Origin of the sequence: Ancylobacter vacuolatus (genome assembly GCF_030813595.1) — a bacterium.
GTDB classification, from domain to species: Bacteria; Pseudomonadota; Alphaproteobacteria; order Rhizobiales; family Xanthobacteraceae; genus Ancylobacter; species Ancylobacter vacuolatus.
Genome location: NZ_JAUSUH010000001.1, coordinates 827,662 through 844,038, shown reverse-complemented (window position 1 = coordinate 844,038; position 16,377 = coordinate 827,662). Strand labels below are relative to the sequence as shown.

Annotated in this window: 13 protein-coding genes; 6 read left to right on the top strand and 7 right to left on the bottom strand. The window is 66.5% G+C overall.

Features of this window, described 5'->3' with window-relative positions; translation table 11 throughout:
• Window positions 1-131 precede the first annotated feature (131 nt).
• Window positions 132-1,406 (top strand): hypothetical protein, encoded by a 1,275-nt coding sequence (locus J2S76_RS04015; RefSeq protein WP_307057682.1) that lies wholly within the window; start codon window positions 132-134, stop codon window positions 1,404-1,406.
• A 608-nt stretch (window positions 1,407-2,014) separates the two neighbouring features.
• On the opposite strand, the gene J2S76_RS04010 is transcribed toward J2S76_RS04015, so the two are convergent.
• Window positions 2,015-5,734 (bottom strand): vitamin B12-dependent ribonucleotide reductase, encoded by a 3,720-nt coding sequence (locus tag J2S76_RS04010; protein WP_307057680.1) that lies wholly within the window; start codon window positions 5,732-5,734, stop codon window positions 2,015-2,017.
• Window positions 5,735-6,335: 601 nt separating this feature from the next.
• Here J2S76_RS04010 and J2S76_RS04005 point away from each other — a divergent pair.
• From J2S76_RS04005 to J2S76_RS03990, 4 genes are all read left to right on the top strand, one after another.
• Window positions 6,336-6,596, top strand: coding sequence for a hypothetical protein (locus tag J2S76_RS04005; RefSeq protein WP_307057678.1), 261 nt, complete (start codon window positions 6,336-6,338; stop codon window positions 6,594-6,596).
• Between the two features lie 182 nt (window positions 6,597-6,778).
• A complete protein-coding gene (locus tag J2S76_RS04000; RefSeq protein ID WP_307057676.1) occupies window positions 6,779-7,969 on the top strand; it encodes an MFS transporter in 1,191 nt (396 codons plus the stop codon).
• 90 nt (window positions 7,970-8,059) lie between these two features.
• The gene (locus J2S76_RS03995) at window positions 8,060-8,473 is read left to right on the top strand and encodes an NADH:ubiquinone oxidoreductase subunit NDUFA12 (protein WP_307057674.1); all 414 of its coding nucleotides are present in this window, start codon (window positions 8,060-8,062) and stop codon (window positions 8,471-8,473) included.
• A 131-nt stretch (window positions 8,474-8,604) separates the two neighbouring features.
• Window positions 8,605-9,273, top strand: coding sequence for a DUF2155 domain-containing protein (locus tag J2S76_RS03990; RefSeq protein ID WP_307057672.1), 669 nt, complete (start codon window positions 8,605-8,607; stop codon window positions 9,271-9,273).
• Here the strand turns inward: J2S76_RS03990 and aat are convergent.
• The 6 genes from aat to J2S76_RS03960 all read right to left on the bottom strand — a co-directional run bounded on the left by aat (window position 9,204) and on the right by J2S76_RS03960 (window position 14,818).
• Window positions 9,204-9,884: a leucyl/phenylalanyl-tRNA--protein transferase gene (gene aat, locus J2S76_RS03985; protein ID WP_307057670.1), complete on the bottom strand. Its 681-nt coding sequence runs from the start codon at window positions 9,882-9,884 to the stop codon at window positions 9,204-9,206. The two genes, J2S76_RS03990 and aat, sit on opposite strands and share 70 nt — an antisense overlap.
• Window positions 9,885-10,003: 119 nt before the next feature.
• Entirely contained in the window at window positions 10,004-11,356 is a 1,353-nt protein-coding gene (gene accC, locus J2S76_RS03980; protein ID WP_307057668.1) for an acetyl-CoA carboxylase biotin carboxylase subunit, read from the bottom strand.
• Window positions 11,357-11,366: 10 nt separating this feature from the next.
• The gene (gene accB / locus J2S76_RS03975) at window positions 11,367-11,843 is read right to left on the bottom strand and encodes an acetyl-CoA carboxylase biotin carboxyl carrier protein (RefSeq protein ID WP_026221388.1); all 477 of its coding nucleotides are present in this window, start codon (window positions 11,841-11,843) and stop codon (window positions 11,367-11,369) included.
• Between the two features lie 33 nt (window positions 11,844-11,876).
• Window positions 11,877-12,320: a type II 3-dehydroquinate dehydratase gene (aroQ, locus tag J2S76_RS03970; protein ID WP_307057666.1), complete on the bottom strand. Its 444-nt coding sequence runs from the start codon at window positions 12,318-12,320 to the stop codon at window positions 11,877-11,879.
• A gap of 167 nt (window positions 12,321-12,487) precedes the next feature.
• On the bottom strand, window positions 12,488-13,273 hold the full coding sequence (locus tag J2S76_RS03965; protein ID WP_307057664.1) for a DsbA family protein: 786 nt from the start codon (window positions 13,271-13,273) through the stop codon (window positions 12,488-12,490).
• A gap of 36 nt (window positions 13,274-13,309) precedes the next feature.
• Window positions 13,310-14,818, bottom strand: coding sequence for a M48 family metalloprotease (locus tag J2S76_RS03960; RefSeq protein WP_307057661.1), 1,509 nt, complete (start codon window positions 14,816-14,818; stop codon window positions 13,310-13,312).
• 249 nt (window positions 14,819-15,067) lie between these two features.
• Here J2S76_RS03960 and J2S76_RS03955 point away from each other — a divergent pair, with 249 nt between their 5' ends.
• Window positions 15,068-16,180, top strand: a complete 1,113-nt coding sequence (locus J2S76_RS03955) for a pyridoxal phosphate-dependent aminotransferase (RefSeq protein WP_307057754.1) — start codon at window positions 15,068-15,070, stop codon at window positions 16,178-16,180.
• The last annotated feature ends 197 nt before the right edge of the window (window positions 16,181-16,377 follow it).

Genomic DNA, 16,377 nt, shown 5'->3' with positions numbered 1-16,377 from the left:
TCACGTTGCAGAACCCCGGCGGTGCCGCCAGCCCACCGCCGTGAAACAGGCCGGAAACTCTAGCCTCCGGCGGTCCAAAGAATGGGGGCGGATCAACAGGCCGGAAACTCTAGCCTCCGGCGGTCCAAAGAATGGGGGCGGATCAGCACTACATAATTTCCGATCTCGCATGGTCGGGCAAATGGGCCTGGACGGAGCTAGGGCCGGCAATCTTCGACCTGCTGCGCCGCCGTGAGCCGACGAATGGTGAGACGCTCTCCAAACTCCTGCACATCGTGCTCGCGTCCGGCGTGCCCGATGAGGACGTGCTCGCTTTGGCGAAGGCACGCGCGACCGACCCGGACACTAAACACGCCGTCCAATGGTACGCCGTTTGGACGGGTATTGAGCCCGCCAAAGCTATTCCGGCGTTCTCGACCTATCTGGACGGGCTATCCCAAAACCGGGAGTTTGTGGATGTCGCCATGAGCTATGCGACGCATCTATTCGGCGACCGGCGTAGCGACTTCTCCTTGGGACGAACGGCGTTCAAGGAGCCGCAATTCTTGGAGCAGCTTTACAGGCTACTACACAAGCACATCCACCGCTCCGAAGACATCGACCGCGCAAACGGCGAAGCCTACTCGCCGACGCTGCGCGACCGCGCTCAAAATTCAAGAGATGCCATTTTCAACCTCCTGAACTCGACCAGCGGAAAGGAGGCCTACATCGCGATGAAGAACATCGCCGCCGGGGAGAGCGATCCCGATACCGGCCGATGGATCGCGCACCGGGCGTTGCAACGCGCCACGCAAGACGCCGACATGGATGCGTGGACGCCCGAGCAGGTGCGGGAATTCCACGACGAGCAAGAGCGCACCCCTCGCAACCACCGGGAGCTGTTCGATCTCGCCGTAAACCACTTGCTCGACGTCAAGGACGATATGGAGAATGGCGACACCAGCGTCGCTGGAGTTCTTCTGGACATCGACCAGGAAGAAGTGATGCGCAACTATTTCGCTCACGAGCTGGAGCGAATGTCAGCCGGCCGATATCAGATACCTCAAGAGGAAGAGCTCGCAGACGAGAAGCGTACCGACCTTCGTTTCCACGGTGTGGGCATCGCCTCGCCCGTGCCAGCTGAGCTGAAGATCGCGGACAAATGGACCGGTCCAAAGCTGTTCGAGCGCTTCGAAAATCAGCTGTCCGGCGACTACCTGCGGGATCGCCGATCGTCACGGGGCATCTACCTGCTCGTCAATCGCGGCAAAAAACGCCAGCGGTGGCAGCTTCCCGACGGCACGATGGTGGACTTCGAAGGCGTCGTTCGCGCACTGCATGACTGTTGGCTCGAACTGTCACCCAATTACCCCGGCGTCGACGAGCTGCGCGTTATTGGGATAGATCTTAGTAAACGGACCCAGTGAAGCGGCTTCGCCTTCGGCAAATCTCACGCGCGCTGGACATGGTGGCTCGGTGCAGGTGTCCGCTTCTAGGCAGGGCCCCTTACCGCGGCAACGACCGAATTGGCGGCGCAAAGCGGACGTCTCTGAGGGGGGCTCGAGGGACTGTTAAGGGAGATCAGCCGACGTCCTTCGGCCTCGCCCATGCGATCGGTCTCGCATGTCTGGCATTTTAGGAAAAATAAGGGCTGGCAACGCATTGAAGCGTCGTCAGCCCTTGATTTTCCGCCCCGCGCCAACCTTTGGCTGCCATTGAGCCAAACTATGGCGTCAAATGCTCAACCTTTGGCTAACACGACACTAGAGTATCCTGGAACAACCTAAGAGAGCAATCTTCAACGTTGAATAAAACTTTGGCCGCAAAATGCGGAACATTGGGTCGGGCATCAGCTCTTTCGGAGCGCACCTCAGGCGTGAAGCTGCAAATCGCGCACTTCGGGCAATCCCCTCTTCGAATAACGCTCACCCCTCTGAGAGAGGGGTGAGCGAACTTCGAGCGACGTTTGAGCGAACTTTTGCGCCGTTGAGCGAGATTCAGTGACGCGTCAAGAGCATCAAATTATGGATGGCTCTCAGCTGCAGCCTGTCGTCGAGCCGCAGGTCTCGCACTTCAGGCAGGTGCCGTTGCGCACCATGGTGAAGTTCTGGCACTCGGGGCAGGATTCGCCCTCATAGCCCTTGGCGCGGGCCATGGCGCGGGCTTCCGCCTTGGTCGGGCCGGCAGCCGCCGGGGCCGCCGCAGGGGCGGACCAGGGCAGGGCGTCGGTGTTGCCCAGTTCCGGCTCGTCCTCGTCCAGCGGCTCGGCCTTGAGCGCGGTGGCGCCCTGGATGCCGCCGCGCAGCGCGGTGACATTGGACGCGGCCGCGCTGGTGGGCGCGGTGGGGGTGCCGGCCGGCACCACCATCAGGCTCACATTCTTGCCGCGCATCAGCCCCTTGGAGACCATGCGCGAGGCAGCCGAGGTCGCCGAAGCCTTGCCCTCGTCCACGCCCTTGCCCAGCGCGTCGAAATTCGACTCGCCCGGCTCGACATGGCCGAGCTCGTGGCGGCCGAGATAGGACACGGCGAGCTCGCGGAAGATGTAGTCGAGGATCGAGGTGGCGTATTTGATCACCTCATTGCCCTGCACCGGGCCGGCGGGCTCGAAGCGGGTGAAGGTGAAGGCGTCGACATATTCCTCCAGCGGCACGCCGTATTGCAGGCCCAGCGACACCGAGATGGCGAAATTGTTGATGAACGAGCGCAGCGCCGCGCCTTCCTTGTGCATGTCGATGAAGATCTCGCCGAGGCGGCCATCATCATATTCGCCGGTGCGCAGATAGACCTTGTGCCCGCCGACCACAGCCTTCTGGGTGTAGCCCTTGCGGCGGTCCGGCATCTTCTCGCGGTCGCGCATGGCGATGACGCGCTCGACGATCTTCTCCACCACCTTCTCGGTGATCTGGGTGGCGCGGGCGGCGGCGGGCTTCTCCAGCAGCGCCTCGACCGCGTCTTCCTCGTCATCCTCGTCGGAGATGAGCTGCGAGTTCAGCGGCTGGGAGAGCTTGGAGCCGTCGCGGTAGAGCGCGTTGGCCTTCAGCGCCAGGCGCCAGGAGAGCAGATAGGCCTCCTTGCAGTCCTCAACCGTCGCCTCGTTCGGCATGTTGATGGTCTTGGAGATCGCGCCCGAGAGGAAGGGCTGCGCCGCCGCCATCATCAGAATGTGGCTGACCACGGAAAGATAACGCTTGCCGATGCGCCCGCACGGATTGGCGCAGTCGAACACCGGATAGTGCTCGGGCTTGAGGAAGGGCGCGCCCTCAAGGGTCATCGCGCCGCAGACATGGATGTTCGCGGCCTCGATGTCCTTCTTGGAGAAGCCGAGGAAGGGCAGCAGCTCGAAGGACGGATCGGCCAGCTTGTCGGCCGGCACGCCGAGCTTGGCCAGCGCCTCGTCGCCCAGCGTCCAGCGGTTGAACACGAACTTGATGTCGAAGGCCGCCTTCACGCTGCCGTCGATCTTCGACAGCATGGCGTCGTCGAAGCCCTTGGTGCGCAGCGTCGAATGGTTGATCGCCGGCGCCTGGGTGATGGAGCCGTGGCCGACCGCATAGGCCTCGATCTCGGCGAGCTGGCTCTCGGAATAGCCGAGCGTGCGCAGCGCCTCCGGCACGGCGCGGTTGATGATCTTGAAATAGCCGCCGCCGGCCAGCTTCTTGAACTTCACCAGCGCGAAGTCGGGCTCGATGCCGGTCGTGTCGCAATCCATGACCAGGCCGATCGTGCCGGTGGGCGCGAGCAGCGTGGTCTGGGCATTGCGGTAGCCATGCGCCTCGCCGAGCGAGAGGGCGAGGTCCCAGGTCGCCTTGGCGCGCTCGACGAGCAGCGCCTCGGGCACCTTGGCATGGTCGAGCGGCACCGGGTTGGTGCTCAGCCCCTCATAGCCCTCGCGCTCGCCATAGGCGGCGCGGCGATGGTTGCGGATCACCCGCAGCATGTGGGCGGCGTTGGGCTGATATTCCGGGAACGGGCCAAGCTGCTTGGCCATCTCGGCCGATGTGGCATAGGCGACGCCGGTCATGATGGCGGTGAGGGCGCCGCAATAGGCGCGGCCGGCGTCCGAATCATAGGGGATGCCGGAGGTCATCAGCAGGCCGCCAATATTGGCGTAGCCCAGGCCCAGGGTGCGGTAGTCGTAGGAGAGCTGGGCGATCTCCTTCGAGGGGAACTGCGCCATCAGGATCGAGATTTCGAGCACCACGGTCCACAGCCGGCAGGCATGCTCATAGCTCTCGACATCGAACGTGCCGTCCGCGTTACGGAACTGCAGCAGGTTCAGCGAGGCGAGATTGCACGCCGTGTCGTCGAGGAACATGTACTCCGAGCACGGATTGGAGGCGCGGATCGGGCCGCCGGCCGGGCTGGTGTGCCAGTCATTGATCGTGGTGTGGAACTGGATGCCGGGATCGGCGCAGGCCCAGGCGGCGTGGCCGATCTTCTCCCACAGGTCCTGCGCCTTCAGCGTCTTCGTGACCTTGCCGGTGATGCGCGAGGTGAGGTTCCAGTCGGCATCGGCCTCGACCGCGTTCAGGAAGGCGTCGTCGACGCGCACCGAATTGTTCGAGTTCTGGCCGGAGACGGTGAGATAGGCCTCGGAATCCCAATCGGTGTCGTAGATCGGGAATTCGATGTCGGTGTAGCCCTGCTTGGCGAACTGCACGACGCGACGGATATAGTTCTCCGGCACCTGCGCCTTCTTGGCGGCGCGGATCTCGCGCTTCAGGGCGGGGTTCTTCTCCGGGTCGTAGCAATCGTCGCCTTCACCCTCGCAGTTCACGCAGGCCTTCATCACGGCCTTCATGTGCTTGGCGACGGTCTTGGAGCCGGTGACGAGAGCGGCGACCTTCTGCTCCTCCTTCACCTTCCAGTCGACATAGGTCTCAATGTCGGGGTGATCGACATCGACCACCACCATTTTGGCGGCGCGCCGGGTGGTGCCACCCGACTTGATGGCGCCGGCCGCGCGGTCGCCGATCTTGAGGAAGCTCATCAGGCCGGAGGAGCGGCCGCCGCCCGAGAGCTTCTCGCCCTCGCCGCGCAGGGCGGAGAAGTTGGAGCCGGTGCCCGAGCCATATTTGAACAGGCGCGCCTCGCGCACCCACAGATCCATGATGCCGCCATCGTTCACCAGATCGTCGGAGACGGACTGGATGAAGCAGGCATGCGGCTGCGGGTGCTCATAGGAGGTAGCCGAGCGGGTGAGCTGGCCGGTGACATGGTCGACATAGAAATGGCCCTGGCTGGGACCGTCAATGCCGTAGGCCCAGTGCAGGCCGGTGTTGAACCATTGCGGCGAGTTGGGCGCCGCCATCTGCATCGCCAGCATATAGCGGTGCTCGTCGAAGAAGGCCTGCGCGTCCTCCTCCGAATCGAAATAGCCGCCCTTCCAGCCCCAATAGGTCCAGGTGCCGGCCAGACGATCGAAGACCTGGCGGGAATCGGTCTCGCCGATGAAGCGGTCCTTCTCGGGCAGGGCACCGAGCGCCTTCTCGTCGGCGACACCACGCCAGAGGAAGGACGGGACGGTCTCTTCCTCGGCCTTCTTCAACCGCGCCGGCACGCCCGCCTTGCGGAAATACTTCTGCGCGATGATGTCGGTGGCGACCTGCGAGAAATGCTCGGGCACGTCGATGGCTTCGAGACGGAACACCACCGATCCGTCGGGATTGCGAATCTCACTTGTCGCCTTGCGGAACGCGATGTCCGCATAGGGTGAACGGCCGGCCTGCGTGTAACGGCGCTGGATGCGCATTCTGGTTCGTCCCCGGTTCGGGCGGACCTGTCCGCGGCCCGCGTGTCGATCTTCAAAGCCTCGGACCTGCGTCCGCATACCTGTCATCCCGGAATCGAACGGCAGAAGGGCCGCACCGTTCCGGTGTATTGTTGGTACGCACGTGGAACGCACAAACGCCCCGCCGGCATTCGATACCGGCGCAGGAGCCCGCTTCAATATGGATGATGCCGGCCCGCAAAACCTACGCTGCGGGCGACGGCGCCAAACTGGCCGACTCCCTGTTACGCGTCAACCTGATGTCACAAACTCTAGTGTGGAGTATGTGAAAAAACTCTAAATGTAGATGGTGATGCAACAGTGCGGCCGCCAGGGCCGAACGCCAATCCGTGGGGGATTCGGCCCCTGAGTCCAGTGCCAATCGAGTCTTTCCGCGAGGGCAGTGGACAGCGGGGATGACGGGCATGGCGCGACGTTTGCGCTTTCGCCATCGGCCGGCGCCGTCGTCCGACAACATCCTGCGCGATGTTCCGGTCGCGCGCGGTTGCCGAGCGGTATAGCAGTGGCGCCGCCGTTCCGTTGTGCTACTATGTTACCGTGGAAACGCTTGGAAGATGCGCCCATGTCGCCTCCGCCGAAAGCAGGCACGCCTGATTCCGCTGCGGATGACGCACGTCCTGCCGCCACCCCTGCCGAAGAGGAGGCCGGCAAAGGGCGCGAGACGCGCGGCATCTGGCGCGCCCCGCATATAAGGAACATCGACGTCTCGGACATCATCGGCGCTGATGTCCCATCCCCGGCTGAAGTGATCGAAGGCGAGGGACCACCGCTCCCGCCCGTGGAGGGCGACGCGGCGCCCAACGCGGCCCGGCGCACGACCTGAATCCGCCAGCGACAGCGCGAACCTGCCGGCGCCCATCCAAGGTGCGCACCCAAGGGGGCCGCGTGCACTTTCGCATTATTGCCCTTGCGATACGGCGTGGCCGCCCTGACCCATCGGCATCTGGACAGCGGCGGCGAGGGGGCTCAAATGGCAGCAACCCCGCCGTCCAACATGGCCGTTCCATGACCTCCGCCCCCGACGCGCCCCCCGCCGCCGGCGCCCTGACCTTTTTCCTGCTCGCGCTGGCGGCCGGGCTCGGCGCGGCCAATCTCTATTACGCCCAGCCGCTGATCGCGCTGATCGCGGACGATATCGGGCTTGACGAGACGCTGGCGAGCCTCGTCGTCACGGTGGGGCAACTGGGCTACATCGTCGGTTTGCTGCTGCTGGTGCCTCTCGGTGACATCGTCGAGAACCGCCGGCTGATCGGCGGGATCCTACTCTGCGCTGCGGCGGGGCTCGGCCTTGCCTTCGTTTCCACCGCCCCGGCGCTGTTCCTCCTGGCGGCGCTGGTGTTCGGCATCGGCTCGGTGGTGGCGCAGGTGGCGGTGCCCTTCGCTGCCCATCTCGCCCGTCCGGAAGAGCGGGGGCGCAAGGTCGGCAGCGTGGTCAGCGGGCTGATGACCGGCATATTGCTGGCGCGCCCGGTCTCCTCCCTGCTGGCGCACTGGTTCGGCTGGCGGGCGGTGTTCCTCATTGCCGCGCTGGCGATGCTGGCGCTGGCGGTGGGACTGCGGCTCGCCCTGCCGCCGCGCCGACCCGGCGGTCGTTCCAGCTATCGACGCCTCGTCGGCTCGCTGTGGCCACTGCTGCGTTCCCAGCCGGTGCTGCGCCGGCGCGCGGCCTATCAGGCGGCGATGTTCGGCGTCTTCACCCTGTTCTGGACCGCGGCGCCACTGGCGCTCTCGGCCCCCGAATTCGGTCTTGGCCAGCAGGGCATCGCGCTGTTCGCGCTGGCCGGCGCCGCCAGCGTCGCGGTCTCGCCGTTTGCGGGCTGGCTGGCTGACCGGGGATTCTCCAAGGTGGCGACGGGGGCGGCGCTGCTGCTGGCGATCGCCGGCCTGCTCATCACCGAACTTGGCGTCACGATCTCCTCGGTGGTGGTGCTGGCGCTTGGCGCCATCGTGCTCGACTGCGCGGCGACGGCCAATCTGGTGTTCGGCCAGCGCGCCATCTTCATGCTGGCGCCGGAAATCCGCTCACGGCTCAACGCGCTCTATATCGCCACCTTCTTCTTCGGCGGGGCTCTGGGTTCGGCGCTGGCCAGCCCGGTTTATGCGCTGGGCGGCTGGAGCGCGGTGACGGCGGCGGGCAGCGCGGTGCTGATTCTGGCACTGGCCTATTACGCCACCGAGTTCCGCCAGCGTGGTTAAGCGTCACGCCGGCGCGTGCGCGGCTGGACTTCGGGCGGTACGGATGGCATGTTCCGCGCGAGATTTACGGCCGGCGCAGGGACGATTTTCGTGAAGCTTTCCGACTTCATCACCGAGACCTTCACCTGGTGGAACGCCCAGACCATGGGCACGCGCTTCCACACATGGCGGTATGGGGAGTTCGTCGGCACGGACGATTTCGGCAACCGCTACTTCCGCACCAAGGGCGGCAAGATCGACCCCGCGCTCGGCTTCGAGCGGCGCTGGGTGATCTATAACGGCGTTGCCGAGGCCACCGCCATTCCGCCGGGCTGGCACGCCTGGATGCACCAGCGCTCCGACGTGCCGCCGAGCCAGGAAACCTATGTGCCGCACGAATGGGAAAAGCCGCACCGGCCGAACCCGACCGGCACGGTCAACGCCTATCACCCGCCCGGCTCGGCCATCGGCTTCGGCCATCGCCCCGAAGTGACGGGCGACTACAAGGCTTGGACGCCCGAGTGAGGCTCGCCGCGCCGGCGGGGCAGGCGGGGCCGCGCGCGGCATTTTCGCGCCCGCCCCGACATCGCCGCATTGCCCGGCATCTTGGCCGACTGCGCGCACCGGAGGGCCGGTGCGCTTCGCGAGGCTTTCCGGTGCACGGCATTTCCGCTTTCCGACCGTTTCTGCGTTCCGCACTGCTCGCGGCAACGATGCTGGCCGGGCTTGCCGCCACCGCGCCGCTCGCCGCCCAGCAGGGCTGGCAGGGCGGGGTCGAATCCCAGCCGCTTGCGCCGCCCCCCGGCGTGATGGACGGGCCGGTGCAGGACCCCGATTCGCCGCCCGGCGGGGTGGGCGTGCCCTCGATCATGGAAGACCCCAATGCCGGTGCGCCGCGCGCTCCGGCACAGGCCCCGGCGGAAGTGCCGGGCCAGGCCACCGTCGGCCCCAGCGGCGATATCGAGGTGATCCAGCCACCGGAACAGAAGGTGGAGAACCGCACGGCGGTGTTTTCCGGCCTCGACAAGATCACCGGCCGCATCACCAGCTTCGACGTGGCGATCAATGAGACGGTGCAGTTCGGCGCGCTGCGCATCACACCGCGCGCCTGCTACACCCGGCCCGAGACCGAGCAGCAGAACACCACCGGATTCGTCGAAATTCAGGAAATCGGGCTCGACGGCAAGGTGCAGCCGCTGTTCGGGGGCTGGATGTTCGCATCGAGCCCCGGCCTGCACGGCGTCGAGCACCCGATCTATGATGTGTGGCTGACCGACTGCAAGCAGACCGCGCCGGTGATCGCCTCGCCCGGCGGCCAGCAGTAGAAATCACCTTCGCCCGCCTCCAGCGCCTGCGCCAGCAGGCGGTGATATTGGCGCCTCGGTACCTCGATGGCGCCGAAGCTCTTGAGATGGTCGGTGACGAACTGGGTGTCGAGCAGCACGAAGCCGCCCTTCTTCAACCGCGCCACCAGATGCACCAGCGCCACCTTCGAGGCGTCGCGCGCGGTGTGGAACATGCTCTCGCCGAAGAAGGCGCGCCCGAGCCGCACGCCATAAAGCCCGCCGACCAGCGCCCCGTCCTGCCAGGCTTCCACCGAATGGCAATGGCCGCGCGCATAGAGGTCGCAATAGAGCTTGCGGATGCGACGGTTGATCCAGGTCGAGCCGCGCCCGTCCGCAGGGGCGGCGCAGCCGTCGATAACAGCCTCGAAATCATGGTCGATGCGGATCTCGAACTTGTCCGAGCGGATGGTGCGGGCGAGGCGGCTGGAAATGGCGAAGCCGTCGAGCGGGATGACGCCGCGCCGTTCCGGCTCGATCCAGTAGAGGCCGGGGTCGTCGGCACTCTCGGCCATGGGGAAGATGCCGCAGGCATAGGCCTTCAGCAGCACTTCCGGGGTGATCTCGACCTGGTGTTCGCGCGGGCGTGACATGGAGCCAGCATGACGGAGATGCGCGGCGCTGTGAAGGCGGGGGGAGCCATGGCTGGCCTTGGGGCGGACATGAAAATGGCCGGGACAAGCCCGGCCATGATGCTGTCGGAAGGGGCGCCTCAGGCGCCCGGCTCGCCCTCGGCGAGGAAGTGCTCCAGCCAATGGATGTCGTAGGCGCCGCGCTTGATGTCGTCATTCTCGACCAGCTCGCGGAACAGCGGCAGCGTGGTCTCGATGCCCTCCACCACGAACTCGTTCAGCGCCCGGCGCAGGCGTGCGAGGCACTCCTCGCGGGTGGCGGCGTGGACGATCAGCTTGCCGATCATGCTGTCGTAATAGGGCGGGATCGAATAGCCCTGATAGACCGCCGAATCGATCCGCACCCCAAGGCCGCCCGGCACATGCCAGTAGCCGATCTTGCCCGGCGAGGGCCGGAAGGTGCGCGGGTGCTCGGCATTGACCCGGCACTCGATGGCATGACCGTTCAGCACCACCTCGTCCTGGGTGAAGCTCAGCGCCTCGCCGGCGGCGACGCGGATCTGCTCGCGGATCAGGTCGAATCCGGTGATGGCTTCCGTCACCGGATGTTCCACCTGGATGCGGGTGTTCATCTCGATGAAATAGAACTCGCCATTCTCGTACAGGAACTCGATGGTTCCGGCGCCGAGATACTTCATGTCCCGCATCGCCTTGGCGCAGGTCTCGCCGATGCGGGCGCGCTGCTCGGCGGTGATGGTCGGGGAGGGGGCCTCCTCCAGCACCTTCTGGTGCCGGCGCTGCAGCGAGCAGTCGCGCTCGCCCAGATGCACCGCATTGCCCTTGCCGTCGCCGAAAACCTGGATTTCGATATGGCGGGGCGTGCCGAGATATTTCTCGATATAGACCGCGTCGTCGCCGAAATTGGCCCGCGCTTCCGAACGGGCGGTGGACAGGGCGGAGGACAACTCGTCTTCCGAGCGCGCCACCTTCATGCCACGTCCGCCACCGCCGGCGGCGGCCTTGATCAGCACGGGGTAGCCGATCTCGCTGGCGACCTTGATCGCCTCGTCATCGGAGGTGATGCCGCCCTCGGAACCCGGCACGCACGGAATGCCAAGCTTCTTGGCGGTGCGCTTGGCTTCGATCTTGTCGCCCATGACGCGGATATGCTCGGGCTTGGGCCCGATGAAGGCGACGCCGTGATCGATCAGGATCTCGGCGAAGCGCGCATTCTCGGAGAGGAAGCCGTAACCCGGATGCACCGCCTCGGCGCCTGTTATCTCGCAGGCGGCGAGCAGCGCGGGAATATTGAGGTAGCTGTCCTTGGCGGGCGGCGGGCCGATGCACACGCTCTCGTCGGCCAGCTTCACATGCATGGCGTTGGCGTCGGCGGTGGAATGAACCGCCACGGTGGCGATGCCCATTTCCTTGCAGGCGCGCAGCACACGTAGCGCGATCTCGCCGCGATTGGCAATCAGGATCTTGCCGAACATCAGGCGCGCCTCACTCGATGATCAGGAGTGGCTCGCCATATTCGACCGGCTGCGCATTCTCCACGAGGATTCGGGTCACGGTGCCGGCGCGGGGCGCGGGAATCGCGTTCATGGTCTTCATCGCCTCGACGATGAGCAGCGTCTGGCCTTCCTTCACCACCGAGCCGACATCGATGAAGTACTTGGCGCCGGGCTCCGGGCCGAGATAGGCCGTGCCCACCATCGGCGAGGTCACGAGGCCGGGATGCTTGGAGACATCGTCCACGGCCGCCGGGGCCAGGGCGGCGGGCACCGGCGCGGGGGCGGGGGCCGCCGGAGCCGGCGCAACCGCCACCGGGGCGGCGGCGTAGACGGTTGGCGGGGCGCGGACGACGCGGATGCGCAAATCTTCCTGCTGCACCTCGATCTCGGTGAGGTCGCTTTCGGAGAGCAGGTTGGCGATCTCGCGCACCAGCGCGGGGTCAATGTTCGGCTTGTTGGTTTTCATCATGATCCCGTGACGGTCGCTCGCCCGTCTCCCTCAGCTGATCGTGCCACCGGCGGTGGCAAGCGCGTCGATGGCGAGCCGGTAACCGTCGATCCCCAGGCCGCAGATCACCCCACGGGCGACCGGCGAAATATAGGAATGATGGCGGAAGGCTTCGCGCGCGAAGACGTTGGACAGGTGGACTTCGACGACAATGAGGCCGACCGCCTTGATGGCGTCGGCCAGGGCGACGGACGTATGGGTGTAGGCGGCCGCGTTCAGCACCACGCCGCGCGAGCCGCGCGCTTCCTGCAGGAAGGTGACGAGATCGCCCTCATGGTTGCTCTGGCGGAACACCAGTTCCAGCCCGTGGCGCTCGCAGGCGGCGCGGCAGGCGGCTTCCACATCGGCGAGGGTCGCACGGCCGTACACCTCCGGCTCGCGCGTGCCGAGCAGGTTGAGGTTCGGTCCGTTGAGAACATGCACCGTGTCGGGCATCGCGCCTCGTTCAGCCAGCCGCCGCCGGCCCCATGCCGGGACGGCCGCGGGGTTATAGGCAATGGCTTGCCCCGCGCCAAGCCCCGCCGCGCTTTCCGTAGGATTATCCCCGGCCGGCAGGGGCCGGCGGGGGAGTCTTCGTACGGGAACAGCTCAGCGCCGGGCGATCAGCACTGGGTCTTGCCGCAGCTGCGCACCGAGGCGATGGCGCCCTTGAGCTGGTCGTGCCCGACCGCGCCGACCACCACCTGGTCACCCAGCACATAGCTTGGCGTGCCGTCGATGCCGAGGGCTTCGGCCAGCTGCAGGTCGTCCTGTAGCGTGGCGTTCACCTCGGGGTTCTCCAGCGCCTTCTCCAGCGCCGCCTTGTCGATGCCGACGGCCAGCGCGGCCTCGATCGCCTTGTCCTTGTTGACCTGCCCGCGCTCGCCGAGCAGCTTCTTGTGGAAGGCGAAATACTTGTCTGGCGCCGCCAGCCGCACCGCGACGCCGACCCGCGCCGCTTCCACCGAGCCCGGCCCGAGCACCGGGAATTCCTTGAGGATGACCTTCAGCTTCGGGTCGCCTTGGATCAGCTCGGTCAGGTCGGTGAGCGCGCGCTTGCAGTAGCCACAATTGTAATCGAAGAACTCCACCAGCGTGACGTCGCCCTGCGGGTTGCCGACCACGATGCCGCGCGTGGTGTCGTAAATGCGCGGCTTGAGCTCGGCCACGGCGGATTCGCGCTGCTTGGCCTCGGCGGCGGCCTGGCGCTTCTGCAGCACCATGATCGCCTCCTGGATCACCTCGGGATTGTTGACGAGATACTCGCGGATCACGCCCTCGAATTCCTTGCGCTGGGCGTCGTCCAGCGCCGAGGCGGGCGTGTGGGCCGCGCCGAGCAGCAGGCCGGCGGCCAGGCCGAGCGCGAGGGTCGCGCGGCCGGCGCGGCGGAAGAGGCTGAGGGACGACATGGGTTTCTCCAGGGGGAAGGGGGCGGGCGCGGCCATCTACGGGCCGGCTTTCTTGCTGCGGGCGTTGCGGTCGACCGGCGGCTTGTAGTTGACGATGTCGTCCGCCTTCAGCCAGCCCGGCGTGCCGAGCTTGAAGCCGTTGCGGGCTCGGGTCGCCAGTTCGCGCGAGAGGCGGAAATCGCCACTCATATAGGCGGCCTGCGCCGAGGCGAGATCGGCATTGGGAATGTCGCCCTTGCGGCCATAGGCCATGGCGAGATAGCGCCAGCCGGCCGGCGAGGAGGGTTCGCGCTGCAGGCTGAAGGTGAGCTCGCGCACCGCTTCGTCCATCGAGGCCTTGTCCTCGTTGGCGACCAGCGCCTGGCCCAGCAGCATGCGGATGAGCGGGTTGCCGTCTGACAGCGCCACCGCGCGGCGCAGCGGCGGCACCGCCTCTCGCGCCCGCCCGGCCTCCAGCAGCGCCTGGCCCTTCAGCTCGTAGAAATAGGGGTTGTTCGGCTCCTCGGCGATCAGCGAATCGATCTGGTTCAGCGCGTCGGGGATGCTGCCGAAGCGGTAGCCGGAAATCGCCCGTGCGTAGCGCGCCGGCATCGAATTGTCCGAGCGCGGATAGGTGCGGCTCACCGTGTCCGGCGGCTGGGTGAAGCCGACCAGCTTGGCCCGCATCATGTCGTGCCGCGCCTGCAGGGCGGGCGAATCCTTGGCGTCGTAATAGGGGCTCTTCTTCGCCATTTCCGTCAGCAGCGCAATGCGCTCGGTCGCCATCGGGTGGCTGAGCACATAGGGGTCGATGCGCTGGCTGAGGAACATCTGGTCGTTCTGGAAGCGCTCGAACGTGGTCAGCATGCCTTTGGCGGACTGCTTGGTGGCGGTGAGATACTTCACCGCCGCCTGGTCGGCGGACGCTTCCTGCCCGCGCTGGTAGGACAGCAGGGTGCGGCGGATGACTTCCTGCGGCGCCATGACAGCGCCGGCCGCCGCCCCGCCCATATTGGCGCCGCTCGCCGCGCCGGCCGCGACACCGCCGGCGGCCAGCAGCATGGCGACGATGGAGGCGGTCTGTGCCGTCTCCAGCTGCTGGCGCATATTGGCGAGGTGGCCGCCGGCGATATGGCCGGTCTCGTGCGCCAGCACGCCGATGATCTCGTTCGGCACCTTCGCCTGCTTGAGCGCCCCGGTATTGATGAAGATGCGCCGTCCGTCGGCGACGAAGGCGTTGAAACTGTCGCTGCCGACCAGCACCACCTGGATGTTCTGCTGCTGCAGGCCGGCGGCCTTGAAGATCGGGCGCGTATAGTCGCGCATCAACGTTTCGATCTCGGCGTCGCGGATGATGCCCGGCTGGCGGCTCTGGGCCTGCGCCGGCCCGGCTGGGGCGAGAAGCGCGGCGGCGGCCAGCAGCGTGGCGCCCCGCGCCAGCCCGGCGCCAAGGCGTGCGATCACGCGGGCACGGCGGCGTGAACCAGTGCCCGGGCGTGGCGCGTCGAGGCTCGCGAACGGGCGTCGCGCAGGGGAGGGCTTGTAAAGCAGCAGGGAAGGCATCATCCATCGACACGGTGGGTTCGCGGCGAACTGACGCTGTCGGGACGGCAGGGTCAAGCCTCGGCCTCATCATCTTCTATTGAACATCCGCCGAAACGGCCCGGAAAATGCGGCGGCGATACGGCAGGTTCGGCAAGGTTCGTACATATGAGCGCAACACCTTCCTCTTCCCGCCTTGAGGCCGCCGCAAGTCTGGTTGGCGGAAATCTGGCCGGCGCCTCCCGCCGCAGCGAGATCGCGCCCTTCATCGTCATGGACGTGATGGAGCGGGCGGCGCGCATCGAGGCGGCGGGCGGCCATGTCATCCATATGGAGGTCGGCCAGCCGGCGGCGCCCGCGCCCTCCACCGCCCGCGAGGCGGCGCGGCGCGCGCTCGACCATGGCCGCATCGGCTACACCACCGCGCTCGGCATTCCCTCGCTGCGCGCGCGCATCGCCCGCCATTATGGCGAGACCTATGGGGTGGGGGTCGACCCGGCGCGGGTGGTGGTGACGACGGGTTCCTCCTCCGGCTTCCTGCTCACCTTCCTCGCCCAGTTCGAGCCGGGGGACCGGGTGGCGATCGCCAATCCCGGCTATCCCCCCTATCGCCACATTCTCACGGCGCTGGGCTGCGAACCGGTGCTGATCGAGACGGATGCCGCCTCGCGCTGGGTCATCACGCCCGAGGCGTTGCTGGAAGCGCACCGGCGCACCCCGCTGAAAGGCGTGCTGGTGGCCAGCCCCGCCAACCCGACCGGCACGATGATGCGCCCCGAGGCGCTGGCCGAACTGGTCCGCACCGCCGAGGGCGCCGGCATCCGCTTCATCTCCGACGAGATCTATCACGGGCTGGACTATGCCTTCCCCGCCACCACGGCGGCGGCGATCAGCCCGCAGGCCACCATCATCCATTCCTTCTCGAAATATTTCTGCATGACCGGCTGGCGGGTCGGCTGGATGGTGATGCCGCAGGCGCTGGTGCGCGCGGTGGAGCGGCTGCAGCAGAATCTGATGATCTCGGTGCCCACCCTTTCGCAGATCGCCGCCGAGGCGGCGTTCGATGGCGCAAGCGAGATGGAGGCGGTGAAACATGGCTATGAGGAGAACCGGCTGATCCTCACCACCGGCCTGCCCGCCGTCGGCCTGCCGGAGTTCTTGCCAGTCGACGGGGCGTTCTATCTCTATGCCGACGTCTCGCGCTTCACCGACGATTCCGCCGCCTTCGCCCGCCGGCTGCTCGACGAGGCGCATGTGGCGGCGACGCCGGGGGTCGATTTCGATCCGCATCGCGGCCACCATTATCTGCGTCTGTCCTATGCTGGCGCCCCGGACGAGATGCGTGAGGCGGTGCAGCGCATCGGCGATTTTCTGCGCAAGGGGTGAGGGTAGGGCGAGGCTGAGGGGGGCGCTGGGGAGAGGCCCTGCGTCCTTCGAGGCTCGCTGTGCTCGCACCTCAGGATGACGGAGGAGCGAGAACGCGGCGGTCGTCCGGCTGAGGCGCCTGTTCACAACGGCCGTCAGGCTGAGGTGCCGGCCGGAAGGCCGGCCTCGAAGCCCGCAGCCGAATGCCGCCCGCGCCT